We start from the raw sequence: 25,713 nt of genomic DNA, 5'->3' as shown, positions 1-25,713 counted from the left end.
GGGCTCAGGCGACGTTCCCTGCCGCCACACCGGAGGCCCAGGCCCACTGGAAGTTGTGGCCGCCCAGATGGCCGGTCACATCCACCACCTCGCCGATGAAAAAGATATCCGGGCGGTCTGCCACAGCCATGGTTTTGGATGACAACTGGCGGGTATCCACACCGCCCAGGGTGACTTCCGCCGTTCGGTAGCCCTCGGTGCCGCCGGGCTTGACCCGCCAGCCTTCCAGTACCTCTGCCACCTGCTCGATATCACTGTTGCGATAGCCCTGGAGCGGGCCCTGCCAGCCTTGCAGGTCATTGAATGCCTGGGCGAACCGGCGCGGCAGGTGCTGGTTCAGGTAATGCGCGACGGTAGCCTGGGGCCGCTCGTCCCTGAGTGCCATCAGGTCGTTGAGAATGCTCTGGCCTGGCAGCAGGTTAATGGCCAGGGTATCGCCCGGGTGCCAGTAACTGGAAATCTGCAGCATGGCCGGCCCGCTCAGGCCCCGGTGGGTGACCAGCATGGGCTCGCGGAAGGACTGGCCGTTGCACTGGGCCTCTACCGGATAGCTGACACCGGACAGTGGCGCCAGTTGCTCTTTCAGGGGCTGGGGCAGGGTGAAGGGCACCAGTCCGGCCCGGGTGGGCAGCACCTGCAGCCCGAACTGCCGGGCGATGTCATAGCCGAAACCGGTGGCACCCATGGTGGGAATGGACAGACCGCCGGTGGCGATAACCAGGGACTGGCATCTCAGGGGGCCGGCATTGGTGGTGATCCGGTAGCCGGGGTGGGCCTCCTCCACGGCCGTGACGGTGGTCTTCAGGCGAATCTCAGCGCCTGACCAGTCGCATTCGGTAAGCAGCACATCCAGAATATCTTTGGCGCTGTGCTGGCAGAACAACTGGCCCGGTGCCTTTTCTTCGTATTCCACGCCGTGACGGTCCACCAGGTCCAGAAAGTCCTGGGGCGTGTACCGCTTGAGGGCCGAAATGCAGTAATGGGGGTTGTCGGACAGGAAATTGGCGGGGGTGCTGTTCATGTTGGTGAAGTTGCACCGGCCGCCGCCGGACATGAGGATTTTCCGGCCTGGTTTCTTGGCGTGGTCCAGCACCAGAACCCGCCGGCCCCGGTAGCCGGCGGTGGCGGCGCACATGAGGCCCGCCGCGCCTGCGCCGATGATGATGACGTCGTAGTCTGATGCCGGATCTGCCATGCCTGTTCCACTGCCTGAACAAAAGCCGGCAGTATACCAGCGTCAGGGCAGTTGTACGGAACCTTCCATGAAGAACGCCGCCTGCCCGGCGATGGCTACCCGGTCACCGCGCAGTTCGCAACGCAACTCGCCACCCCTCTCTGACAACTGGCGGGCTTCCAGTCGATCGCTGCCGAGGATCGAGGCCCAGTAGGGCACCATGACACTGTGTATGGAGCCGGTGACCGGGTCCTCATCGATACCGGAGCCCGGGGCGAAATAACGGCTGACAAAGTCGCAGTCGTTCCCGGGCGCGGTGATGATCAGGCCCTGATTGCCCAGCGCCGCCAGTTTGCGCAGATCCGGATCGGCCTGGCGAACGTCGTTCTCGGAATCCAGAACCACCATATAGTTAGGATCTCGGGAGACGAAGAATGCCTGGTCCGGCACGCCGGGAAGCGCCTCCTTCACCAGTGTCGGTGTCTGGCAGGGCGCAGCCGGCAGGTTAGGGAAGTCCAGTTCCAGCCAGCCATCGTCCAGGCGTTCAACCGCGAGTGGGCCGCTTTGTGACTGCAGGCGAATAGACTGGCCTGGCCATCCCAGTTTGTTGAAGAGTACCCAGGCTGACGCCAGGGTGGCATGGCCACACAGGGGAGCCTCGACCGTGGGGGTAAACCAGCGGATTCGGAAGTCGCCGTCTTCGTCGTTTTCAAGTGGAACCAGAAAGGCCGTCTCTGCCAGTTGGTTTTCCCGGGCGATGGCCTGCAGCAGGTCATCCGGCAGCCAACGTTCGAGCGGCATGACGGCCGCGGGGTTGCCACCGAACAGTTGGCTGGTAAAGGCATCAACCTGGTAGATCGGGGTATTCATGGCGTTCCTCCGGTTGTGTCATGCCGTAGTGCCGGCCTTTGAGGCGGGCAAAGCGAATGATTTCGCGTTCACTGTAGCAATGAATCTCGGGCAGCGGTGACTGGCTGCGAATGATCCAGTGTCCCGGCCCGCGTTGGTGAATGGCCAGGCCAAAAGCAGCCAGCTGGTCGATGGCCTGGCTGAACCCGGTCGGTCCCAGTGGCCGGTCGTCTGACAGTCCGAACAGGTCCTGGCGGGTGCTGGCCACAACGGCACAGGCGTGCCGGGTGGCGTGATCGGTCAGTGCGGTACCCATGGTGAAACTCCTTCGTCCTGAGTGGTTATCCATTGTCATAAACCACGGCGAGCCATAACAGAATCAGTTAATCTCTTATTGAAACGGTACAGTTGTTCGGGATTGGTAACTGTGATGCTTACAAACCGGGGCATCTGTACTGCTGTCAGGACACCGATCTCTGGTGCAATGGCTGACAGGTTTGCTGACAGACGGGGATGGCCATGGGGGTTCTTTACAATCAGGTGGCGGATCAGCTGCAGGAACTGATCCAGGACGGCGTCTACCGCCAGGGTGAGCGATTGCCCGGTGTTCGGGCACTGGCCCGCCAGTTCAGTGTGAGTATCTCGACGATACTGCAGGCGCACCAGACCCTGGAGGCTCGGGGTTTCCTGCAGGCCCGGGAGCGCAGCGGCTACTTTGTGCGCCTGCCGGCAGCCGATGTGCCCGAGCCGCGTATGTCGGAACAGCGCAGCCGGCCACTACCGGTGTCGGCCCGGGAGATGACGCTGGATCTGTGCGCCGATGAGCAGAAACGCATGGTGCCGCTGGCGACCGCCATTCCACACGCCGACTACCTGCCGCTTCGACAGATACAGCAGAGCACCCTGTGGGCGGCCCGGCGGGGTCTGGAAACCCTGGATTATGCCTTTCCCGGCAAGGAGTCATTCCGGCGCCAGATCGCCCAGCGCATGGCGACGCTCGGGGTGCCCGTGGCGCCGGACGATGTGCTGGCAACCAACGGTGCCCAGGAAGCGATCATTCTGGCACTGCGGGCGGTCACCCAGCCCGGGGATATTGTGGCGGTGGAGTCACCGTCATTTCCCGGGATTCTCCAGGCGCTGGAGGTGGTGGGCCTTCGGGTGATTGAAATCCCCACCCATCCTTCCGAGGGGCTCAGCCTGGAAGGGCTGCAACTGGCGCTGGAGCAGTGGCCGCTGAAGGCCTGTGTGGTGGTGCCCAATCACAGCAATCCGATGGGGGCGCAGATGTCGGATCTGCGCAAGCAGCAACTGGTTTCCATGCTGGCCGCGGCGGATGTGCCCCTGATCGAGGATGATATCTACGGGGATCTGTTTCACACCGGTGAACGCCCGCGGCCCGCCAAGGCCTTCGACCACGCCGACAACGTGATCTACTGCAGTTCATTTTCCAAGACCATTTCCCCGGGATTGCGGCTGGGCTGGATGATTCCCGGCCGGCACATGGCCAGTGCCCGGCAGCACAAGTATTTCGTGAATCTGGCCACCTCCTCCATTCCGCAGCTTGCGGTGGCCCATTTTCTGGAGCAGGGCGGCTATGACCGTTATCTGCGGGGCGCTCGCCAGCATTATCGGGAGGCCACCGCCCGGCTGCGGTCGGCCGTGGCCCGGGCCTTCCCGAAAGGGACGGCAGTCAGTCGGCCTCAGGGCGGGTTTGTTCTCTGGGTACAACTGCCGGACGGGGTGTCCGGCACCGAGCTGTTCCGCCGGGCCCGCAGTGAAAATATCAACGTGGCGCCCGGGCTGATGTTCTCAACCACACGCAAGTTCGAGAACTGCCTGCGCCTGAACGGGGGCAACCCGTGGACCGAACGGATCGACCGGGCGGTTATCCGGCTGGGCGCGCTTGCCCACGAACTGCAGCAGGCGGATTAGTCCCCGTCCCTGAGTGACAGTGGATCCAGCAACCCCGCAGCAATTGCCACACCGGTGACATCTGGCAGCCGCTGCACGCCCAGGCGCTTCATGACCCGTGCCCGGTACAGGTCGATGGTTTTAACGCTGACATTGAGCTGGCTGGCAATTTCGCGGCTGGTATAACCCTGGGCCAGAGGCAGGAAGACATCCCGCTCCCGCCGGGTGAGGGTGTCCAGACGGGCATCCGGATGGCTGGGGGCAGGAGCCCCGGTTTCCTCTGCCGGGGTTTCCTGCAGGGCCTGCTGGACGCTGTCCAGCAACAGCTGCTCATTGAAGGGCTTCTCGATGAAGTCGAAGGCGCCGGACTTGAAGGCACGGACCACAATCGGGACGTCGGCGTGGCCGGAGACGAAGATGATCGGCATGTCCAGCTGGCGTTTCTGCAGCTCTTCCTGAACGTTCAGCCCGCCCAGGCCGGGCATCCGGATATCCAGTACCACACAGCCGGGTTGCTGATCGCTCAGCGCTTCCAGAAACTGGCGGCCATCGCTGAAGGCTTCAACCTGCAGGCCTACGGATTCCAGCAGCCATTGCGTGGATTCCAGCATGCCGGCGTCATCGTCCACGACATAAACGGTGTTGGAGCGGGAGTGGGGCTGATCGGATTGCAAAACTTACTCCTGGCTGGTCGGTTGTCCGACACGGTTGTTGTTGGGCGGGAAGCGGCAGGTCAGGGTCAGGCCTCCGGTCTCGGCACGGGAGGCATCCAGAAAACCGCCAAATCCCTCAATGATGGAACGGCTCATGGACAGTCCCAGTCCCAGCCCTTTGCTCTTGCTGGTGTAGAACGGCTGGAACATCTGGCGGATGCCCTCATCGTCCAGTCCCGGCCCCTGGTCTGTCACGCTGAGCAGGGTTTCGTCCCGGGCGCTGGTGTGGGTGCGGATCACAATCTCTGATGCCGGCGCGTTCGGGCTGTCCGGGCTGGCCTCGGCATTGGCTTCGATGGCATTTCGGATGAGGTTGATCAGCACCTGTTCAAGCAGAACCGGGTCCGCCGTGAGCGTGGGCAGGTGATGCGCCAGTTCGGTGTTCAACTGGACGTTGTTCTTCTCGGCCTCCCACTGACACAGGCGAATGACGTCATCAATCACGGTATTGAGGGCAATGGGCGCAGATCGTTTCTGGCCTTTGCCCAGAAACGCCCGCAGCCTGCGTATGACCTCGGAGGCCCGGTTGGCGTGATGAATGATTTTCTGCAGCCCGTCGTCCACCCGCGACAGTCGGTCCGGGTGGTCTCCGGCCTCCCGGAGAAAGCGCTGGCTGGCACTGGCGAAGTTCACGATGGACGCCAGCGGCTGGTTCATTTCATGGGCGATGCTTGAGGTCAGCTCACCCAGGGTGGCCAGTCGGGCGGCGTGGGCGAGTTCATCGGCCAGGCGCCGGTTCTGGGCTTCGGATTCCACCCGGGCGGTGATGTCCCGGGACACGCTAACCACTTCCACCACGGTGCCGGTATAGGTCTCGCGGATGGCACGGCTGGAAATCTCGAACCAGCGGCGGCTGCCATTGCGGTGGCGGATTTCCAGGGTCAGTGTGGCATAGCCTTCGTCCTGCAGCCGCTCCCGGGCCAGGGCCAGCTGGGTTGTGACGTTCTGGCCTTCAAATACCTCTTCCAGTGGCTTGCCCCGCAGCTCTTCCGGCCAGTAGCCCAGCAGTCGCCAGGACGCTGGCGTGGCATCAATAAAGCGGCCGTCCGGCGCATGCCGGGAGATCAGGTCGGTGGTGTTCTCGGTAATCAGCCGGTAGAGCCGGCTGGAGCGGATCGCCTCATCCCGGGCCCGAGTGTCGCCGGTGGCGTCCCGGCCCCGGATAAGCACCTGACCGGCGGGGGTGTCGGGTACAAAGCACCACAGCAGGATGGTGTCCGCCAGGCGCGATTCGACGTCGCTGATTGGCCGGTCCTGCTCGAGTGCCGAGCGGATAAGCGCCGGGGTGTTGACGGGCAGCAACTGCGCCGCATGAACCAGAGCGTGGTCCTGCATCAACCGGTGACAGGCAGCATTGGTTTCAATCACATCCAGTTCTGCCGAGACGATCAGCGTTGGCTGTGGGTCGCCTGGGAGAAGGCGAGGTGTGCGGGCCGGCGCGTCAGGGCTGGTCATAAAATATAGTGGATACCCTATAATACAATGGTGTAATTTATGGTAGTTTTACCATTCTCTACGATGCTTGCCAGACAGGAGTATGGCTACTATAGCGATTCTCCAGAAGCAGCTACAACAAAAACACCCGTTAATGAGGGGCACAACAATGACGTCTATCTTTGATCAGGGCCTGGACCCGCGCGATGCCAACTACGCGGTGCAATCGCCCATCGATTTCATCGAGCGCACAGCCAGCGTCTATCCGGATTTTCCTTCCATCATCCACGGTGAAGTCCGCTATAACTGGGCACAGACCTACCAGCGCTGCCGTCGCCTGGCGTCAGCCCTGAAAGGCCGTGGTATCGGCCGGGGCGACACCGTGGCCGTTATGCTGCCGAACATCCCGGCCATGGTGGAATGCCACTTTGGCGTGCCCATGATCGGCGCGGTACTGAACACCCTGAACGTGCGTCTGGATGCCGAGGCCATAGCCTTCATGCTGGAGCACGGCGAAGCCAGTGTGGTAATTGCGGACCGTGAGTTTGGCCAGGTGGTCAATGATGCGGTGCGTCACCTGGAGCACAAGCCGCTGGTGATCGACGTGGACGACCCGGAATACGGTGAGGGCGTGCAGGTCAGCGATCTGGATTACGAAGCCTTTCTGCAGGAAGGGGATCCGGCGTTTGAATGGAGCTTCCCGGCCAACGAATGGGACGCCATTTCCCTGAACTATACCTCCGGTACCACCGGCAATCCGAAAGGCGTGGTCTACCACCACCGCGGCGCCTACATCAATTCTCTGGGTAACCAGGCGGTGTGGTCCATGGACATGCACCCGGTGTACCTGTGGACGCTGCCGATGTTCCACTGTAACGGCTGGTGCTTCCCCTGGACTATCACGGCCATGGCGGGCACCCATGTCTGCCTGCGCCGGGTGGACCCGGAAAAAATCCTGCAATTGATCCGCGATCACCAGGTCACGCATATGTGTGGCGCGCCGATTGTCCTCAACGCGCTGCTGAACGCTTCCCCCGAGGCAAAAGCCGGCATTGACCATGAAGTGAAGTCCATGACTGCCGGTGCGGCGCCCCCGGCGCAGGTGATCGGAGCCATCGAGGAAATGGGCATTCGCGTCACTCACGTTTATGGCCTGACGGAAGTCTACGGCCCGGTGACGGTCTGTGCCTGGAAGGCGGAGTGGGATGAGCTGCCCCTGCAGGAGCGGGCCAAGCTGAAGGCGCGTCAGGGGGTGCGCTACCACACCCTCGCCGGCACCATGGTGGCTGACCCCAACACCATGAAACCGGTGCCCAGGGACGGCAAGACCATGGGTGAGATCTTCCTGCGTGGCAATACCGTGATGAAAGGCTACCTGAAGAATCCGTCGGCGACGGAAGACGCTTTCCGGGGTGGCTGGTTCCATACCGGTGACCTCGCGGTGTGGCACGAGGATGGCTACATGGAGATCAAGGACCGTCTCAAGGACATCATTATTTCCGGTGGCGAGAACATCTCCACGATTGAAGTGGAAGACACGCTCTACCGTCATCCGGCGGTTCTGGAAGCAGCCGTAGTGGCAAGGCCGGACGAGAAATGGGGCGAAACACCCTGTGCGTTCGTGACTCTCAAGCCGGAAGCCGATGACGTGTCCGAAGAAGACATCATCAGCTTCTGCCGCGAGCATCTGGCCCGTTTCAAGGTGCCCAAGACGGTGGTCTTCTCTGAACTGCCAAAAACCTCCACGGGCAAAATCCAGAAGTTTGTCCTGCGGGATCAGGCCAAAGGCATGAACTGATCCCACAACCCCGGCTGCGCCGGCCGGCGCAGCCGTTTTCCTGAACAAAAACAAAACATGCGGCACCTGAAAGACGTGTGCCTATAGGTCCCCTTTATGCAAATGTTCCACAGAAAGAACGGAGAAGAACAACCTTACTGGCCGGCCGGCCCCTTCAAGATCCGGTTGCCTTTTGTGCATTATCGCTGGGAATTCGCGGAGATGGTGCAGGCGTTGATCATGTTCGTCGTCAGCCTCGCCATGATCCCGCTGCTGGAAAAATACCTGGGCGTGCCCTACGACGTGGCCCTGGCCTATGTCGTGATCTGCGGTATCGGTTTCATGCTGCCAGCCCTTCTGGGCGTGCCACTGGTGCCGGGCTGGATTACCCCGGGTATCCCGGTTGTGTTGCTGTTTCTTTCGGATTATGAGCCCGGGCCGGAGGCCATTCAGGCGCTGTTCGCGCTTCAGTTCCTGGTGTTCCTGATTTTCCTGATTCTCGGGGTCACCCGCCTGGGCAGCAAGCTGGTGAACCTGATTCCCCGGTCCATGAAGGGCGGCATCATCATCGGGGCCGGTATTGCGGCTCTGATGGGGGAAATCGAAGCCGGCGGCCGTCTGGCCAACACGCCCATCTCCCTGATTGTTGGTGGGCTGGTCTGCCTGTACCTGATGTTCTCCATGTCGTTCAAGGGCTTCGTGGACCGTAACGTACTGGCCCGCAAGATCGCCAACTACGGCATGGTGCCGGGTATGGTTGTGGCCATTCTGGTGGGTTTTGCCACCGGTGAGTACGCAGTCCCGGATGTGGAGTGGGGCATCACCCGACCGGCGTTTGACCAGTTGTGGAACTACCTGCCGTTCACCGTCGGTTTCCCGGATATGGAAATCTTCCTGTACGCCATTCCGACTGCGGTTATTGCCTACGTCATCGCGTTCGGAGACATCGTGGTGGGGCAGTCGCTGATGAGCCGGGTGGATCATCTGCGCAAGGACGAAGACATTGATAACAGTGTGGACCGCGTGCACCTGGTCACCGCCATCCGTAACGGTGGCCATGCTTTCTTCGCACCCTATCCGGGTCTGGCCGGTCCGATCTGGACCGCGGTAACCGCCACCATGGCCGAACGTTACAAGTATGGCCGCAATGCCATGGATTCCATCTACAGCGGTGGTGGCACCTTCTGGATTACCGGTTTTATCGCCCTGTTTGTGCTGCCGCTGGTGAGCTTCTTCCAGCCGGTATTGCCGATCGCCCTGTCCCTGACCCTGCTGCTGACCGGCTATATCTGTCTGATGGTGGGGCTGGAGCAACTGGAGAACAACACCGAGCGCGGCATTGCCGGCACCATGGGTGTAGTGCTGGCGGTCTACGGCGCAGGCTGGGGCCTGGCGACGGGGGCTGTGCTGTATTTTCTTATCGAGCGCACCCACATTCTCGGGTTCACTCCTGATCCGGAAGCGCCGGGCGCAGATCCGGTCCGGGAAAACTGATTCCGGGGCCTCCGTTTGGGGAGGCCCCGACCCCTGTGTGTCCTTGGGAGGCTGCGTGCCTCCCTTTTTTATGATGCTGCCTGAGGCTGTTCTCTGGCGGTATGCGCGCCATACCGATAGAATGAAACCCGTTTCAGTTTATGTAAGACTACCGAGTCTGAACAACGACAATAACGAGGGCGCCCCGGTTGAGGGCCGCCCCGCATCCGGAGATTTTCAGTATGCGAGTTGGTCTGATCGTGGATTCCGCCTGCGACCTTCCCCATGAGTTCGCCAAAAAGCACGACCTGTTCGTGTTGCCGGTAACGGCCATCGTTGATGGCCAGACCTATACCGATACCCATGACCCCGCCCTGACCGAGCAGTTTTACCAGAGCGGCTTCATGGACAAGGGCCGACAGGCCGAGACCCGGGCCTATACCGCCGAACAGATTCATGACCTGTTCATGGAAAAGATCGTCAACGAGTATGACGTGGCAATCTGTGAAACGGTGACCCGCAGCCGCAGCCTGATCTACGAGAACGCTGCCGAGGCCATGAATACCATCATGGCCAAGGCTGAAGAAGCCCGTAAGGCCGCCGGGAAGGGCGGGCGATTCTCCATGCGGGTGATCGACAGCAAGCAGATTTTCTCCGGCCAGGGCCTGTTGGCGGCCCACACTCTGCGGCTGATTGATCAGGGTGCGTCCAAGAATGCCCTGCGTCACGAAGTGGAGGCATTCACTGACAAGATCTACACCTGCGTTATTCCCCGGGACCTTCACTACATCCGGGAGCGGGCCCGTCGCCGCGGTGACAAGAGCGTATCGGCCGTGGCCGCGTTCCTGAGCAAGACGCTGAACATGATTCCGGTGATTTTCGGCCCTGCAGAGAATGCCAAGGCGGTTGCCAAGACCCGCAGCTTTGATGCGGCGGTGGAAAAAGTCATGGATTACGCCATTGGCCGGGTCGAAGCCGGGGTGCTGACGCCTTACCTCAGTATTTCCTGCGGCATGAGCTGGAGTGAGATTGAGGCCTTGCCGGGCCTGGACCGGTTGCGTGATGCCTGTGAGCGTAACGGTGTGGAGCTTCTGCTGTCCCAGATGGGCATCACCAGTTCCATTTATGTGGGCCCCGGGGCCATCTGCCTGGCGGTTGCCGCCGAGCCGCACGCGTTCAGCGACTTTCAATGACACAAAAAAGGCCGGACGGGTTGCCCCTCCGGCCTTTTCCTTCCCCCGGCGCTTAGCGCTCCAGGTACTGCAGCTTGTCCGGCTTGCCATCCCACTCTTCAGCGTCCGGCAGCGGATCTTTCTTCTCGGTGATGTTGGGCCACTTGCCCGCCAGGTCGGCGTTGATCTCAACGAACTGTTCCTGGCCTGCCGGCAGCTCATCTTCGGAGAAAATCGCTTCGGCCGGGCATTCAGGCTCGCACAGGGCGCAGTCGATACACTCGTCCGGATCAATCACCAGAAAGTTGGGGCCTTCGTAGAAGCAGTCCACCGGGCAGACTTCCACGCAGTCGGTGTATTTGCACTTGATGCAGTTATCAGTAACGATAAACGCCATAGTCAGATCCCTGGTTGGTAAACTCTCAATCTCATCAGGAGCCCGGAAACACGGCCCCAGCTATAATTTTGTGCGCGATATTGTAGGGAGCGGGCCCCGCAGCCGCAAGCATTGGCGCGCTATATCCATATTACACAGATCAAGTCTGGCGCATTTCTCCCTCAATTCCCCAGCATCCCCTTGAGCTCGTATAGCCGATCCAGGGCTTCCCTCGGGGTCAGTCCGTCCGGGTCCAGCTTGTCCAGGGCCTGTTCAATCCGGCTGGGCTCCAGGCTGGCAAACATATCGCCCTGAAGCACGGTTTCCCGGTTCTCCGTGGCTTTGGTTTTGCCTGTTGCGCTGGCCGGTGCGGCGCTGGCGGGCACCTCGGTTTCCACCGCCCGGGCCGGCCTGCCTTCCAGTTGCGCCAGCTGGGTTTTGGCATTGCGGATCACGTCCTGGGGTACGCCGGCGAGCTTGGCTACCTGCAGGCCGTAGCTCTGGCTGGCCGGGCCGTCGTGGACGTTATGCAGAAACACGATGCTGTCGTCGTGTTCGGTCGCCGTCAGATGCACGTTGACGGCGTGTTCCAGATCCTCGGCCAGTTGCGTCAGCTCAAAGTAGTGGGTGGCAAACAGGGTGTAGCAGCGAATGTCCCGAGCCAGGTGTTCCGCGGTTGCCCAGGCCAGGGACAGGCCGTCGAAGGTGCTGGTTCCCCGGCCCACTTCGTCCATCAACACCAGGCTGTGTTCGGTGGCGTTGTGCAGGATATTGGCGGTTTCGGTCATTTCCACCATGAAGGTGGAGCGGCCGCCGGCGATATCATCGGAGGACCCCATGCGGGTGAAAATCCGGTCGACCGGGCCAAGCACGGCCCGATTGGCCGGGACGAAACTGCCGGTGTAGGCCAGCAGGGCAATCAGGGCCGCCTGGCGCATGTAGGTGGACTTACCGCCCATGTTGGGGCCGGTGATCACCAGCATCCGCCGTTTGTTGTCCATCAGCAGGTTGTTGGGGACAAAGGGCTCGTCCATCAGCTGTTCCACCACCGGATGGCGGCCTTCATCGACATCGAAACCGGGCTGATCGGAGAATTCCGGCGCGCTCAGGCGCAGGCTGGTGGCGCGCTCGGCGAAGTTGCTGAGCACGTCCAGTTCCGCCAGGGACTGGGCGGCGTCCTGCAGGGGCGCCAACTGTTCGGCAACGGATTCGAGCACCTGATCGTACAGGCCTTTTTCACGGGCCAGGGCGCGGCTTTTGGCGCTCAGGGCCTTGTCCTCGAATTCCTTGAGTTCCGGCGTGATGAAGCGTTCGGCGTTTTTCAGGGTCTGCCGGCGAATGTAGTCCACCGGTGCCTGATCGGCCTGGGCCCGGCTGATTTCGATGTAGTAGCCGTGGACCCGGTTGTAGCCCACTTTCAGGGTGCTGATTCCGGTGCGCTCTTTTTCGCGGGTCTCCACATCCAGCAGGAACTGGCCGGCGTTTTCGCTGATGTTGCGCAGGTCATCGAGTTCTTCATCAAAGCCCTCGCGGATCACGCCGCCGTCACGGACCACCACCGGCGGGTTGTCGATGATGGCGCGCTCCAGCAGATCCGCCAGTTCCGGGTATTCGCCGATGGTGGTGGCCAGTTTGACCACATGGTGGGAGTTGACCGGCTTCAGGGCTTCCTGGAGTTCCGGAAGGGTCTGGAATGCATCCCGCAGGCGGGCCAGGTCCCGGGGCCGGGCTGAGCGCAGAGCGACCCTCGCCAGGATGCGTTCAATGTCGCCCACGCGTTTGAGCAGGTCGTGTACCGGCTCATAGTGAAAACCCTCCAGCAAGGCGGATACGGCCTGTTGGCGCTGCTTGACGGTGTCCACGTTGCGTAGCGGGCGGTTGAGCCAGCGCCGCAGTTCCCGGGCACCCATGGCGGTGGCGGTGCGGTCCATGACCCAGGCCAGGGTGTACTGGCTGCCGCCGGTCAGGTTGGTGTCGATTTCCAGGTTGCGGCGGCTGGTGGCATCCAGAATCACCGCGTCTTCCCGCCGTTCCCGGCTCAGCTTGCGGATGTGGGGCAGGGCAGTGCGCTGGGTTTCCCGGGCATACTGCAGCAGGCAGCCGGCGGCACAGATGGCCAGATGCAGGTCTTCGCAACCGAACCCGGTCAGGTCCTTGACCTGCAATTGCTGGGTAATGATCCGGTGCGCGGAATCCGACTCGAACAGCCACGGCCCCTGGCGCCGGACACCGGTAAAGCCTTCGAGAATCTCACCGTAGGGAAAATCCTCGCTGATCAGGATTTCCGCCGGCCGCAGGCGCTGGAGTTCGCCCTGCAGCGCTTCCAGGTTGTCCAGTTCGGACACGGCAAAACGGCCACTGGAGATGTCCAGTGAGGCGAAGCCGAACTGTTCCCGGTGGCTGTGAATGGCGACCAGCAGGTTGTCCCGGCGGTCTTCCAGAAAGGCTTCATCACTGAGAGTGCCGGGGGTGACAATGCGCACCACCTGCCGCTCCACCGGCCCCTTGCTGGTGGCCGGATCACCGATCTGCTCACAAATGGCCAGAGAATGCCCACCGCGTACCAGGCGGGCAATGTAGTTCTCGGCCGAATGGTAGGGAATGCCCGCCATGGGTATCGGGTTACCACCGGACTGGCCCCGGGCCGTCAGGGTAATGTCGAGCAGCTCCGCGGCTTTCTTGGCATCGTCATAGAACAGCTCGTAGAAATCGCCCATGCGGTAGAACACCAGCTCGTTGGGGTGTTCACCCTTGATCTTCAGGTACTGCTGCATCATCGGGGTGTGCTTGGACAGATCGGTCTGAGCTGCTGGCATTGGTGTATCCGGTCAGGTAAAGCATTGGGTTGAAGGGCGGAATTGTAAGAAAATACCGCGTAGGATGAAACGTAGCTTTTCCCGGAGGTGTCTGTGCAGGCAAATGATGAGCAGTTGAATCTGGCCGGTGAACAGTTGGCAGCGGAACTTGAGCAGCAGGGGCGGACCATCGCGACCGCCGAAAGCTGTACCGGCGGCTGGATCGCCAAGGTGCTGACGGACCGTCCGGGCTCCTCGGCCTATGTGCAGGCGGGGCTGGTCACCTACAGTAACCGCGCCAAGCAGTCTGTGCTTGGGGTTGATCCGGCGACCCTTGAAACCTGCGGCGCGGTTAGCGAGCCCGTGGTGCAGGAAATGGTGATCGGCGCCCTGCGGGCCGGCGAAGCCGATGTTGCCGTGGCCACCAGTGGCGTTGCCGGCCCCGGCGGTGGCAGTGCGGACAAACCGGTTGGTACGGTCTGGATGGCCTGGGGGACCGGGCCGGATCACCTGGAAACCGCCATCTGCCATTTTGAAGGCGACCGGGAACAGGTGCGTAGGCAGACGGTTCTTTATGTGCTTCAGGGAGTTACCCGTTTCCTGCAGGGGCGCTAGTACTTTTCAACCCGGTGGGGGTTGGTCTGAGACCTCTGCTGTGATTTAATACTGTTCAAATATACAGGAAAGCTGGGTTCCGGCTTTTCAGGCATTCCGCTACTGGCATCCGGGACGTTCCAGTGGCCAGGTGACGAGGGTTTTGATAATGGAAGACAATCGCAAAAAAGCACTCAACGCGGCGCTGAGCCAGATTGAGCGTCAGTTCGGCAAGGGCGCGGTCATGAAAATGGGGGATCAGCCCCGCGAGGCGATTCCCGCCGTATCCACTGGCTCCCTTGGCCTTGATGTGGCGCTGGGCATCGGCGGCCTGCCTTACGGTCGGATCGTGGAAATCTACGGGCCGGAAAGTTCCGGTAAAACCACACTGACGCTGCAGGTGGTGGCGGAAGCCCAGAAACAGGGTAAAACCTGTGCCTTTGTGGACGCCGAACACGCTCTGGATCCGGTCTATGCCGAAAAACTGGGGGTTAACGTGGACGAACTGCTGGTGTCCCAGCCGGACACCGGTGAGCAGGCACTGGAAATCGCCGATATGCTGGTCCGCTCCAATGCTGTTGACGTCATCATCGTGGACTCGGTTGCCGCATTGACGCCGAAAGCGGAAATCGAGGGCGAGATGGGCGACAGTCACGTGGGCCTTCAGGCCCGTCTGATGTCCCAGGCTCTGCGTAAGCTGACCGCCAACGTCAAGCACGCCAACTGCATGATGGTCTTCATCAACCAGATCCGGATGAAGATCGGTGTCATGTTCGGCAGCCCGGAGACCACCACCGGTGGTAACGCACTGAAATTCTATTCCTCGGTGCGCCTGGATATCCGTCGTATCGGTTCCATCAAGGACGGCGACGAGGTCGTGGGTAATGAAACCCGCGTCAAGGTGGTCAAGAACAAGGTCTCCCCACCGTTCAAGCAGGCGGAATTCCAGATCATGTATGGCAAGGGCATTTACCACATGGCCGAAGTGCTGGACATGGGCGTGAAGGAAGGCTTTGTCGAAAAATCCGGCGCCTGGTACTCCTACAACGGGGACAAGATCGGGCAGGGCAAGGCCAACGCCTGCAAGTTCCTGGAAGAGAACATGGAGATCGCCAATGAAATCGAAGCGGGTATCCGTGACAAGCTGATGCCCAAGCCGGTGAAGAAGGACGAAGAAGCACCGGCCGAAGCCAACGGCGAATTGCTGTAACCGGGCGTTTTTTGCCTGTGTCCGCTGGTGCTCTGGCATGGCGGGCGCAGGCTGAAAACCGGGCATAGCCGGCAGTCGCCATATCGGGAGGGGACATGACAGGCAAGAAGCGGTTGCTCGTTGTAGCCCACGCCCCCTCGGACAACACCGCAAAACTCCGGGATGCGGTGATGGCCGGCGCCCGCCATCCGGATGTTGATGGAGTGGACGTAACCCTTCGGACGCCCCTTGATACCGGGCCCGAGGACGTCCTTGCCTGTGACGCCCTGATTCTGGGAACCACGGAAAACCTGGCCTATATGGCCGGGTTGACCAAAGACTTTTTCGACCGCTGTTACTACCCCTGCCTGGAGCAGACCCAGGGCCTGCCTTTTGCTTTTTACCTTCGCGCCGGTCACGATGGCACCGGCACCGAACGCGCCATTCGCAGCATTACCACCGGCCTGCGCTGGAAACTCGTGCAGGACCCTCTGATCTGCCGTGGCTCCTACGACACCCGGTTCGAGGAACAGTGTCGGGAACTGGGCCTGTACGTGGCCGCCAGCCTGGATGCGGGCGTGATCTGACAAAACCCCGTGGATAGGCGACAGGCCGGCTGTCAGGCACTACAATGGCCGACTTATTGCCCCTTGCAACAGAACTCGACGGGAACCGAATTTGAAGTCACTGCCGCTGCAACAGTTGTACAAATCCTGCGTCCTGAAGGACCTGCCCTTTAAAACCACGCGACAGCTGGAGCCGCTGGCCGAGATTGTTGGCCAGAATCGCGCCCAGGAAGCCGTCCGGTTTGCCCTCGCCATGCCCCACGGCGGTTATAACGTCTATGCGGTTGGCCGTAACGGTCTGGGCAAGCGCACCATGATGCTGCGCTACCTTGAACATCACGTGGATACCGAGCACCAGAGCCACGACTGGTGTTATGTGGCCAATTTCGAGGAGCCGCGCAACCCCCGTCTCCTGAAGTTGCCCGGCGGCGATGGCACCCAGCTCAAGCAGGATATGGAAAAGCTGATGAGCCGCCTGATGAAAGTGATTCCCCAGACCTTCGAGGGGGACAGCTTTCTGGAGCGGGCCGAGCAGTTGAAGAATGAGTACGCCAAAAAGCAGGAAGACGAGCTGGAGAAGGTTGCGGCCCAGGCGCGGCGCAAGAAAGTCAGTCTGACGGTGACCACTCCTGGCGGCTACCGGCTGGTGGCCATGAACGGCGAGGAGCCTCATACGGCGGAAACCTTCGAGGCCCTTTCCGAGGATAAGCGGGAGAAGTTCGAGGAAGACATCAACAAGCTGGAGAAAAAGCTGCGTCAGGCCCTGCGCAAACTCGCCGACTGGGAACAGGAATACGCCGAAAAACAGGAAGCCCTGAACAAGGAAACCCTGGAAGGCATCGCCGGTCACCAGATTGATGAATTGATCGCGAAATATTCGGCGCTGCCGGATGTCGTGAGTTATCTGGAGGCGGTACGGGAAGACCTGGCTGAAAACCTGGACATCTTCCTGGACGACGAGGACGAGCAGGTTGCCATCGCCTACGCCTCCCTGGACAAGAAAATGCCCCGCCGGTATCTGGTCAACCTGCTGGTGCACCAGAAAACCAATGAAGTGCCGGTGGTAGTGGAAGATAACCCCACGTATCACAACCTGTTCGGTTACGTGGAGAATGTGACATACAAGGGCACGGTGTTCACCGATTTCTCGCTGATCCGGCCGGGCAGCCTGCACCGGGCTAATGGCGGCTACCTGTTGATGGATGCCATCAAGGTGCTGGAGCAGCCGTTTGTCTGGGACGGGCTGAAACGCGCCCTGCGTTCACGATCCATCCAGATCAATTCCCTGGAGCGGGAAATGACGCTCTCTGGCGCCATCTCCATCGAGCCGGAAGCGGTGCCGCTGGACGTAAAACTGGTGCTGTTCGGTGATCGGGAAACCTGGATGCTGCTGCAGGAATACGATGCCGAGTTTGCCGAATTGTTCCGGGTGACGGCGGATTTTGAAAACGAGATGTACCGCTCCGATGCCAGCCAACTGATGTACGCCAAGTTTATTGCCAGCCTGGTGGTGGACAAGAAGCTGCTGCACTGTGACCGTAAGGCCGTGGCGCGTATCATTGAATACAGCGCCCGGATTGCCGAGCATCAGGACCGTCTGTCGCTGCATGCCGCGGATATTGCCAATCTGTTGCGGGAGTCTGATTTCTGGGCTCGCCAGGCCCAGGCGAAGCTGATCACCGATGTCCATGTGGAGCGGGCCCTGGAAAGCGCCCGGTACCGCAGCAGCCGTATCCGCGATCAGTTCTATGACTCCATCCGTGACGGTAGCACCCTGGTAACAACCACCGGCAGCTGTGTTGGCCAGGTCAACGCGCTGTCTGTATTGTCCACCGGCGGCTTCGAATTCGGATTGTCCAACCGCGTTACGGCCAGTTGCTACTATGGCGACGGGGCCGTGATGGATATCGAGCGGGATGTAAAGCTGGGCGGCAACCTGCACTCCAAGGGGGTGATGATCCTCAGCTCCTGGCTGGCTTCGCACTTTGCCGTGAATGATCCGATGCATCTGTCTGCCAGCCTGACCTTTGAGCAGAATTACGGGGAAGTGGATGGCGACAGTGCCTCCCTGGCAGAACTGTGTGCCCTGGTATCGTCCCTGTCGGGGCTGCCGGTGCGACAGGATCTGGCCATCACCGGCTCGGTCAACCAGTTTGGCGAGGTCCAGCCCATTGGCGGGGTAAACGAGAAGGTGGAGGGTTTCTTCACAACCTGTGAACTCAAGGGCGGACTGAGTGGTACCCAGGGCGTCATTATCCCGACCACCAACGTTCAGAACCTGATGCTGGACAGTGAAGTGGTCAAGGCGGCCCGGGCAGGGGACTTTTCTGTTTATGCGGTTGCCAGGGTGGAAGAGGCCATTACACTGTTATTGGGCAAGCCCGCCGGAAAAGCCGATGACAAAGGGCGGTACCCCAGGCAGAGTGTTTTTGGCATTATCCAGCAACGACTTGAAAAAATGCGTGAGCACGAGCGCCAGGAACATGCCCGGGACGAGCCCTCCAAGGACCCGTCCATTCACTGACTGGCCCGATAATAAAACGGACAGGAGATTGCACATCCATGACTGACATCCAGCAGACTGTATATGTGGTAGAGGACGACGAGGCCGTTCGTGACTCACTGGAACTATTGCTGAAATCCGATGGCAAACCGGTGAAAACCTACGAGAGTGCCAATGGGTTCCTCCAGGATTACTCTGACGAGATGGCCGGCTGCATCGTGCTGGATATCCGCATGCCGGGTATGGATGGCATGGAGCTGCAGAAAGCCCTGAATGAAAAACACTCCATCCTGCCTATCATCTTTGTGACTGGTCATGGCGATGTGCCCATGGCGGTGGATGCCATGAAGGAGGGCGCGGTCGATTTCATCCAGAAACCGTACCGTGAGGAAGCGCTCCTGGAGAAGATCGAAGCGGCCCTGGAGCAGGATCGTGAGCAGCGCCAGTCCCTTACCGAAAAGCAGGAAATCATCCGTCGGGTGAACAGTCTGACTCCCCGTGAGCGGGAAATCATGGACCGGATGATTGCCGGCCAGGCCAACAAGGTCATCGCCATCGAACTCGAGATCAGTCAGCGTACCGTGGAGATCCACCGGTCGCGGGTGATGCACAAGATGGGGACCCACTCACTGGCACACCTTGTGCGTATGGTACTGTCCGTAAAGGACCTTATCGACTAGGTCGCTGGTTAACGCCATTATTGCATGACGTTTTCAAACGACCGTACTTCTATGACTGAACTTGTCAGTGACAACGCCGAGGTGACGGTTCTGCTGGTGGACGACAACCCGCAGAACCTGAAAGTCCTCTATGAGACCCTCAAGGACAAAGGCTACCGGCTGCTGATCGCCAACGAAGGCGAAAAAGCGCTGGACCTGGCCCACCGTCATCGCCCTGAAGTGATCCTGCTGGACATCATGATGCCGGAGATGGACGGCTATGAGGTGTGTGAGCGCCTGAAAGCCGACCCGGAGACGTCGGATTGTGCGGTCGTGTTCCTGTCGGCACTGGACGACCTGCAGGCCAAGGTGAAGGGCTTTAACCTTGGGGGCGCAGATTACATCTCCAAGCCGTTCCAGTCCCAGGAAGTTATCGCCCGGGTCAGGACCCATGCGCGGGTCATCCGTCTGGAGCGCGAGCTGCAGGCACGTAATCGCGAGCTTCAGGGTGATCAGACGCGGATTCTCAATGCCATTGATGAAGGCATCTACGGTCTGGACGAGGCCGGTATCATCGAATTTGCCAACCCGGCGGCGGCGGCCATCATGGGCTGTCCGGTGGAGGACCTGGTTGGCCGGAACTTTTTTGATCTGCATTTCTCAACCGCCTCGGCAGCCCGGGACAACCTGCCGGTGATGGCGACCTGCCGCCAGGGCGTGGCAGAAAACCAGCGCAACATCCGGATGCTTCGGGCTGACGGTTCCGGCTTTCCTGCCGAGTACCGCTCTACGCCGAAACTGGAGGACGATGAGCTGCATGGTGCGGTGGTGGTGTTCTGGGACATAACCGTGGAACTGCAGAACGAGCAGGCGCTGGAAGATGCCCAGGCGCTGGTACAGGAGCAGCGTGACCAGTTGGCCCACACCTCCCGCCTGACCACCATGGGTGAGATGGCGGCCGGGTTTGCCCATGAGGTCAACCAGCCGCTGACGGCGATTACCAATTACGCCCGGGTTTCAAAGCGCATGATTGCCGGCGAGACGCCGGACCTGGATCTGCTCCGTGAGACGCTGGACAAGATCGAGGCCCAGTCCCATCGGGCCAGTGAAATCATCCGCCGGATCCGCCGGTTCGTCAAAAAGCCGGCCACTGGCAAGGAAGTGCTCTCGGTGTCGGTACTGCTTGAGGATACCCGCCAGTTCGCGGAAGTCGATATGCGCAACAATGAGGGCGGTATCCAGCTGGATGTGGCCGAAGACCTCCCGGAGGTCGCTGCAGACCCGATCCAGGTCCAGCAGGTGGCCCTCAATCTGATTCGTAATGCCCTGGAGTCCAGCCGGGCCGCGGCGGCCTCGGAGCCTGTCCGGGTCACTGCCAGTCGCTGTGGCGACAAGTGTGTGCGGGTTGCTGTGGTGGATCACGGGGTGGGAGTGCCTGAAGAGGCCGAGGAAAAGCTGTTTCATCCGTTCTTCACCACCAAGGACGATGGCATGGGAATCGGTCTGGCAACCTGCCGGTCACTGATCCAGGCCCAGGGCGGCGATATTGGTTATGAGCGCCCTGAAGCTGGCGGTGCCTGCTTCTTTTTCACGCTGCCGGTCGCGGGTGTGGAAGGGCAGCCCTGCACCGAGGAACCGGCTTGATCGGCGGGAGAGAACTCCCTTCAAATCATCGGGTTCGAAACAAATTCGAAAAACTTTTTAAAAACCGTTGACATGTGTGAGGGCGTCTATATAATGCGCCCTCGTTGTCACCAAGCAGTCACGCACTGCTCGGTAAGACTACGCGGAGCGGTAGTTCAGTTGGTTAGAATACCGGCCTGTCACGCCGGGGGTCGCGGGTTCGAGTCCCGTCCGCTCCGCCACTTTTTCCTCCCTTTCGGTGTTTCCTGTTTTTCCTTTTCTGACAAAGCTTTCGATGTTCTCCCGGACTGATGCCGTGCCATCTCTGGTAGGCCCGATGAAACGCCGGTGGATTCGCAAAGCCCAGTAGCCAGGCAATTTCCGACAGCGAACTTTCCGTTTCCCGCAGGTAGTCGGTGGCCAGGGCCTTTCGGGTCTCGTCCAGCAGTTGCCTGAACCCCGTCCCTTCCTCCGCAAGGTGTCGTTGCAGTGTCCAGGGCGTGGTGCCCATGCGTTCCGCCAGGGTCTCCAGGCTCGGGGTTGTGCCCCGCAGCAGCGGGGTCATCAGGTGCCTGGCCCGATCTGCCACGCGCCAGCCACGGTGAATTCGGCCCAATTCCTGTTCGCATACCTCCAGCAGTTTGCCGTGCATGCCTTCGTGGGCCTGCATGGGCCGTTGTTGCCAGATTGTCTCCCGGAAACGTACCCGGTTCTCGCGTGCACCAAATTCCACGGGACACCGGAACCAGCTCTCGAACAGGTCATCCAGGCCGATGGATGGGTATTCGATCCAGACCCGGTCCAGTACGTCGTAGTGGCCGGTAAGTTGCCGTGCCATCTGGGTCCAGGCCGCCAGAACCGAGTCCACCACAAAGTAGTTGTAGGCGTTATAGGGGCTGATGGAATAGAAGCAGAGGCTGCGCTGTTCCGGCTGGGCCGATGGCTCCCCCCGGGAGTTCCGGCTGGTGAGCAGGGAAAAGCGGGGCAGCAGGCTTAGGCCATGGCCCACACGGTCTGCCGTTTCCGCAGCCAGGCCGGCAAACCCCGCGTCTACCGGCCGGCTGATGGCGCCCATACGCAGACCGAGGGCCGGATTGCCGGTCTCTGCGATGGCGGCCTGTCCCAGGCGCATGAACCGGGGGATGCTGATTCTCACATCCGGTGAGGCCAGCGCCTTCTGGCTCAGGTTGAAACGATGGCGAAGGGCATGGACATCGCCCCCCTCTGCCTCGACGGCTCGCAGCAGAACCGAGACATAAAGCAGGCTGATGTCGCCCAGTGAATTGTCGGGCTGTTGGTTGGTATTGGTCATACCATTATTATGCGTGTTGTTCAGGGGTAATAAAATGTCATTAAGGGGTATTGTTGGCTGGCGCTATGCTGGCTACTGTTGTCGCATAACAATCGCGGGTAATGATCCCGGTAGCAAGAATTCGATGAGGAGCAAAGCGATGACCAACACAGCGGCTGCCAGCCAGTATCCGAACCTTCTGAAACCTCTGGATCTGGGGTTCACGACCTTGCGCAACCGGGCTCTGATGGGCTCGATGCACACCGGCCTTGAAGAGGTGAAGGGCGGGTTTGACCGCCTGGCGGCATTTTATGCAGAACGGGCCCGCGGCGGTGTTGGTCTTATTGTCACCGGCGGGATCGGGCCGAACACGGAAGGCGCGGTGTTCCAGCACGCGGCCAAAATGAGCACCGAGGAAGAATCGGATCGGCACCGGGTCATTACCAACGCCGTGCATGCGGCCGAGGGCAAGATCTGTATGCAGATCCTGCATGCCGGCCGCTATGCCTACTCCCCGGAACTGGTGGCGCCGTCGGCCATCCAGGCTCCGATTAATCCGTTCAAACCCAAAGAGCTGGACGAGGAAGGCATCGAGAAGCAGATCGAGGACTACGTGAACTGCGCCGCACTCGCCCAGAGGGCCGGTTACGACGGCGTCGAAATCATGGGGTCCGAGGGCTATTTCATTAACCAGTTCATCGTCGCCCGGACCAACCACCGGACCGACCGCTGGGGTGGCAGCTACGAGAACCGGATTCGCCTGCCGCTGGAAATCGTCCGCCGTGTACGGGAGCGGGTTGGCGATGAGTTCATCATCATTTACCGGCTTTCGATGCTGGACCTGGTCGAGGAGGGCAGCACCTGGGACGAGGTGGTGCATCTGGGCCGTGAAATCGAGAAAGCCGGTGCCACCATCATCAATACCGGCATTGGCTGGCACGAGGCCAGGGTGCCGACCATCGCCACCTCGGTGCCCCGGGCCGCCTTTACGGAAGTCACCGCCCGCATGAAGCGGGAAGTCAGCATCCCGCTGGTAACCACCAACCGCATCAACATGCCAGACGTGGCCGAGAAGGTGCTCGCAGAGGGGCAGGCAGACATGGTTTCCATGGCCCGGCCGTTCCTGGCGGACGGTGAACTGGTTCGCAAGGCCGCCGAGAACCGTGCGGATGAAATCAATACCTGTATCGGCTGCAACCAGGCCTGTCTGGATCACACTTTCAGTGGCAAGCTCACCTCCTGTCTGGTCAATCCCAGAGCCTGTCACGAGACCGAGCTGACCTACGTGAAAACGGCCCGGCCGAAATCCCTCGCGGTGGTTGGCGCCGGCCCCGCTGGCCTGGCATTCGCCACCGTTGCTGCCAGCCGTGGTCACCGGGTTACCCTGTTTGACGCCGGCAGTGAGATCGGCGGGCAGTTCAATGTCGCCAAGCGCATTCCCGGCAAGGAAGAGTTCCACGAAACCCTGCGCTATTACCGGGTCATGCTTGACAAACTGGCGGTGGATGTCCGCCTGAATACCCGGGTGTCAGCTGAAGATCTCAGGGCCGGCGGCTTCGACGAAGTGATCCTGGCCACCGGCGTGTCCCCCCGGACACCGGACATCGAGGGTATCGATCATCCCAAGGTTATTGGTTATCTGGATGCCCTGCTTGAGCGCAAGCCGGTTGGCCAGAAGGTGGCGGTGATCGGCGCCGGCGGCATCGGCTTCGACGTGTCCGAGTTCATTGTTCACAAAGGGGAATCCCCCTCCCTGGATACCGGCCACTTCATGGAGGAATGGGGTGTTGACCTGACCGTTTCCCATCGGGGTGGTATTGAAGGCGTCGAACCCCAGGTGCCGGCCCCGGCCCGCGATGTCTTCCTGCTGCAGCGCAAAACCTCGAAAGTGGGTAAAAACCTGGGCAAGACCACCGGTTGGATCCACCGCACCTCACTGCGCCATCGCAATGTGCAGATGATTCCCGGGGTGACTTACCGGAAGATCGACGACGAAGGGCTGCACGTTACCATCACCCCCAAGGACGCCGAGCAGGGCGAGGACCGGGTACTGCCGGTGGATACCATCATTATCTGTGCCGGCCAGGAGCCGCTGCGGGAGCTGCAGAGCGATCTGGAAGCCAGTGGGCTGCCGGTGCATCTGATCGGAGGCGCGGACGTGGCGGCCGAGCTGGACGCCAAGCGGGCCATCGATCAGGGCAGCCGTCTGGCGGCGGAGTTGTAGTTTCAAACTTTGCGGTTATTCTCTGTGTTTTGAATCGTGTGAGACTAGACTGGGGGCAGGGGCATCGGTTAGCGGTGGCCCTGCCCCTGGTGCCCCGGATCAAGACCGGACGGGGTGCCCAGTCACAGGCTTTTGAAGCATGGAGTTCCCTGATGGTTGAAGCCGGTCAGGCAGCCGAAGGCCATTCGGCGATTTTTTTTATGGAGGGCGGTGGTGTGGCCCGGCAGATGCGACTGTCGGAGTTCGGTGCCTTTCTGGATGGTTATGTCGGGCTGACCGACCTTGCCGAGACCGATGTTCATGCCGTACTGGTGAACCTGGGGCCGGACCTCGGGATTACCTCGCTGGTGTTTTTCCGCATCTGGTTTGACGACGAAGGGCGCGCCGACACCCACTGGAACGTACCGGTGGAGTCACTTGCAGGCAAAGGTGCCAAGGGGCCGGACCTGGGCGCCGGTCCGATCCGCCTGGTCTGCCGCAGCCAGTGCCCGGACCCGGATTACGCCAGCGAGCTCTGGGATCCGGACATGACCCCCGGCAGCAACCACTTCCAGGCGATCCGTAAAGCCGTTGAAGCTAACAGCCTGCGCTTCCGGAAGGCGGAGCCGGCGGAAGAAGATATCCCGACCCTGAAAGCGACTCCGGTCGCACCGGAACAGGACGAATCCGGTAACAGGGCGAGGGTGGCCCAGTTGCTTCGTGAGCAACGGCTGAGGATCAAGACGCTGCAGGGGGCGCATCGGGAGGCCATGGCCGAACTGCAGCGGGAGCATCGGCTTGAGATGCAGGCGCTGCGTGGCCAGTTGACGGATCTTGAACAGAAGCATGAACGCCTGCGCATTGCCAATGAGCAGATCAAACAGCGTCTGTCCCGTCGCAATGAGCAATATCTGGCCCTCCAGGACAAACTGGCTGACGATGACAGCCAGGGGCGGGATGACGCCAATGCCGGTGCGGAAACGGTCCTTCTGCGCGAACAGCTTGAGCGCAAGCAGCGGGAACTGGAATTGCGCGAAGAGCGTATCCAGTCTCTGGAGTCGGAAAACCGGGATCTCCAACAGCAGGAACCGGCGGAAGGCTCGCTGCTGGAGCAGTTGAGGGATCAGGCGGTCTTCCTGGTGGCCTACCATCCGGGCGTCGGTCATATCACGCTGCCTTACGGCGAGCTGGACACCTACTTTGCCAACCCGGTGGCCTACGCGGCTGAGCGCTGCGGCCTCAATGAACCCGCCTACCGGCAGTGGCTGGCCCACTATGAGCACCCGGTCTGCAATCATGTCGATGAATCCGGGGAAGCCTGCGCCGAGCCGATCCTGAGAATCACCCAGCCCGCGGATTTCCGTGCCGGGGGCGATGACCGCTGCGAGCAGCACCAGGCCCGCTGACCGGC

At 60.9% G+C, this 25,713-nt stretch carries 19 protein-coding genes, 1 tRNA gene and 1 pseudogene; 13 read left to right on the top strand and 8 right to left on the bottom strand.

Translation table 11 applies throughout. The annotated features are described in order from the left end of the window. Positions 1-4: 4 nt before the first annotated feature. Genes HNR38_RS09215 through HNR38_RS09205 form a run of 3 tightly spaced genes read right to left on the bottom strand, consistent with a single transcriptional unit; the run spans position 5 to position 2,339 of the window. Positions 5-1,195 carry a BaiN/RdsA family NAD(P)/FAD-dependent oxidoreductase gene (locus HNR38_RS09215; RefSeq protein ID WP_183702644.1) on the bottom strand — a complete coding sequence of 397 codons (1,191 nt, stop codon included), beginning with the start codon at positions 1,193-1,195 and terminating at the stop codon, positions 5-7. A 42-nt stretch (positions 1,196-1,237) separates the two neighbouring features. Beyond that, complete coding sequence (locus HNR38_RS09210; protein WP_183702641.1) at positions 1,238-2,044, bottom strand: PhzF family phenazine biosynthesis protein; 807 nt, start codon at positions 2,042-2,044, stop codon at positions 1,238-1,240. Continuing rightward, the gene (locus HNR38_RS09205) at positions 2,019-2,339 is read right to left on the bottom strand and encodes a hypothetical protein (RefSeq protein ID WP_183702638.1); all 321 of its coding nucleotides are present in this window, start codon (positions 2,337-2,339) and stop codon (positions 2,019-2,021) included. Before HNR38_RS09205 ends, HNR38_RS09210 begins: the two co-directional genes overlap by 26 nt. A gap of 203 nt (positions 2,340-2,542) precedes the next feature. Here HNR38_RS09205 and HNR38_RS09200 point away from each other — a divergent pair, with 203 nt between their 5' ends. After that, a complete protein-coding gene (locus HNR38_RS09200; RefSeq protein ID WP_183702635.1) occupies positions 2,543-3,955 on the top strand; it encodes an aminotransferase-like domain-containing protein in 1,413 nt (470 codons plus the stop codon). Here the strand turns inward: HNR38_RS09200 and HNR38_RS09195 are convergent. Both HNR38_RS09195 and HNR38_RS09190 read right to left on the bottom strand, forming a co-directional pair. Further along, positions 3,952-4,608 carry a response regulator transcription factor gene (locus HNR38_RS09195; protein WP_183702633.1) on the bottom strand — a complete coding sequence of 219 codons (657 nt, stop codon included), beginning with the start codon at positions 4,606-4,608 and terminating at the stop codon, positions 3,952-3,954. The genes HNR38_RS09200 and HNR38_RS09195 overlap by 4 nt on opposite strands. A gap of 3 nt (positions 4,609-4,611) precedes the next feature. Continuing rightward, positions 4,612-6,102, bottom strand: a complete 1,491-nt coding sequence (locus tag HNR38_RS09190) for a sensor histidine kinase (protein ID WP_183702631.1) — start codon at positions 6,100-6,102, stop codon at positions 4,612-4,614. A gap of 148 nt (positions 6,103-6,250) precedes the next feature. Here HNR38_RS09190 and HNR38_RS09185 point away from each other — a divergent pair, with 148 nt between their 5' ends. From HNR38_RS09185 to HNR38_RS09175, 3 genes are all read left to right on the top strand, one after another. Beyond that, positions 6,251-7,879, top strand: coding sequence for an acyl-CoA synthetase (locus HNR38_RS09185; protein WP_183702628.1), 1,629 nt, complete (start codon positions 6,251-6,253; stop codon positions 7,877-7,879). 96 nt (positions 7,880-7,975) lie between these two features. Then, entirely contained in the window at positions 7,976-9,352 is a 1,377-nt protein-coding gene (locus HNR38_RS09180) for a solute carrier family 23 protein (RefSeq protein WP_183702625.1), read from the top strand. A gap of 221 nt (positions 9,353-9,573) precedes the next feature. Then, on the top strand, positions 9,574-10,524 hold the full coding sequence (locus HNR38_RS09175) for a DegV family protein (RefSeq protein WP_183702622.1): 951 nt from the start codon (positions 9,574-9,576) through the stop codon (positions 10,522-10,524). Positions 10,525-10,576: 52 nt separating this feature from the next. Here HNR38_RS09175 and fdxA read toward each other — a convergent pair whose 3' ends face one another. Further along, entirely contained in the window at positions 10,577-10,900 is a 324-nt protein-coding gene (gene fdxA, locus HNR38_RS09170; protein ID WP_183702618.1) for a ferredoxin FdxA, read from the bottom strand. A gap of 161 nt (positions 10,901-11,061) precedes the next feature. Continuing rightward, positions 11,062-13,695, bottom strand: a complete 2,634-nt coding sequence (gene mutS / locus HNR38_RS09165; protein ID WP_183702615.1) for a DNA mismatch repair protein MutS — start codon at positions 13,693-13,695, stop codon at positions 11,062-11,064. Between the two features lie 93 nt (positions 13,696-13,788). Here mutS and HNR38_RS09160 point away from each other — a divergent pair, with 93 nt between their 5' ends. The 7 genes from HNR38_RS09160 to HNR38_RS09130 all read left to right on the top strand — a co-directional run bounded on the left by HNR38_RS09160 (position 13,789) and on the right by HNR38_RS09130 (position 21,050). Beyond that, on the top strand, positions 13,789-14,289 hold the full coding sequence (locus HNR38_RS09160; protein WP_183702612.1) for a nicotinamide-nucleotide amidohydrolase family protein: 501 nt from the start codon (positions 13,789-13,791) through the stop codon (positions 14,287-14,289). A gap of 148 nt (positions 14,290-14,437) precedes the next feature. After that, positions 14,438-15,478, top strand: a complete 1,041-nt coding sequence (recA, locus tag HNR38_RS09155; protein WP_183702608.1) for a recombinase RecA — start codon at positions 14,438-14,440, stop codon at positions 15,476-15,478. 95 nt (positions 15,479-15,573) lie between these two features. After that, on the top strand, positions 15,574-16,044 hold the full coding sequence (locus HNR38_RS09150) for a flavodoxin family protein (RefSeq protein ID WP_183702605.1): 471 nt from the start codon (positions 15,574-15,576) through the stop codon (positions 16,042-16,044). A gap of 91 nt (positions 16,045-16,135) precedes the next feature. Beyond that, on the top strand, positions 16,136-18,547 hold the full coding sequence (locus HNR38_RS09145; RefSeq protein ID WP_183702602.1) for a Lon protease family protein: 2,412 nt from the start codon (positions 16,136-16,138) through the stop codon (positions 18,545-18,547). Between the two features lie 38 nt (positions 18,548-18,585). Then, positions 18,586-19,206, top strand: coding sequence for a response regulator FixJ (gene fixJ / locus HNR38_RS09140; protein WP_183702599.1), 621 nt, complete (start codon positions 18,586-18,588; stop codon positions 19,204-19,206). Between the two features lie 51 nt (positions 19,207-19,257). Next, a complete protein-coding gene (locus tag HNR38_RS09135) occupies positions 19,258-20,829 on the top strand; it encodes an ATP-binding response regulator (protein WP_183702596.1) in 1,572 nt (523 codons plus the stop codon). A gap of 144 nt (positions 20,830-20,973) precedes the next feature. Beyond that, positions 20,974-21,050: transfer RNA gene (locus tag HNR38_RS09130), tRNA-Asp, on the top strand. Between the two features lie 59 nt (positions 21,051-21,109). On the opposite strand, the pseudogene HNR38_RS09125 reads toward HNR38_RS09130, so the two are convergent. Next, positions 21,110-22,120 (bottom strand): annotated as a pseudogene (locus tag HNR38_RS09125) (AraC family transcriptional regulator); the annotation flags it as partial. Positions 22,121-22,259: 139 nt separating this feature from the next. Between HNR38_RS09125 and HNR38_RS09120 the strand changes: the two are divergent. Together HNR38_RS09120 and HNR38_RS09115 are read left to right on the top strand one after the other, a co-directional pair. Next, the gene (locus HNR38_RS09120) at positions 22,260-24,323 is read left to right on the top strand and encodes an oxidoreductase (RefSeq protein ID WP_183702593.1); all 2,064 of its coding nucleotides are present in this window, start codon (positions 22,260-22,262) and stop codon (positions 24,321-24,323) included. Positions 24,324-24,361: 38 nt separating this feature from the next. Beyond that, positions 24,362-25,708 carry a DNA repair protein gene (locus HNR38_RS09115; protein WP_343068282.1) on the top strand — a complete coding sequence of 449 codons (1,347 nt, stop codon included), beginning with the start codon at positions 24,362-24,364 and terminating at the stop codon, positions 25,706-25,708. Positions 25,709-25,713 lie beyond the last annotated feature (5 nt).

The organism is Marinobacter oulmenensis, assembly GCF_014201735.1.
Taxonomy (GTDB): domain Bacteria; phylum Pseudomonadota; class Gammaproteobacteria; order Pseudomonadales; family Oleiphilaceae; genus Marinobacter; species Marinobacter oulmenensis.
This window is presented reverse-complemented; position numbering and strand designations above follow the sequence as displayed.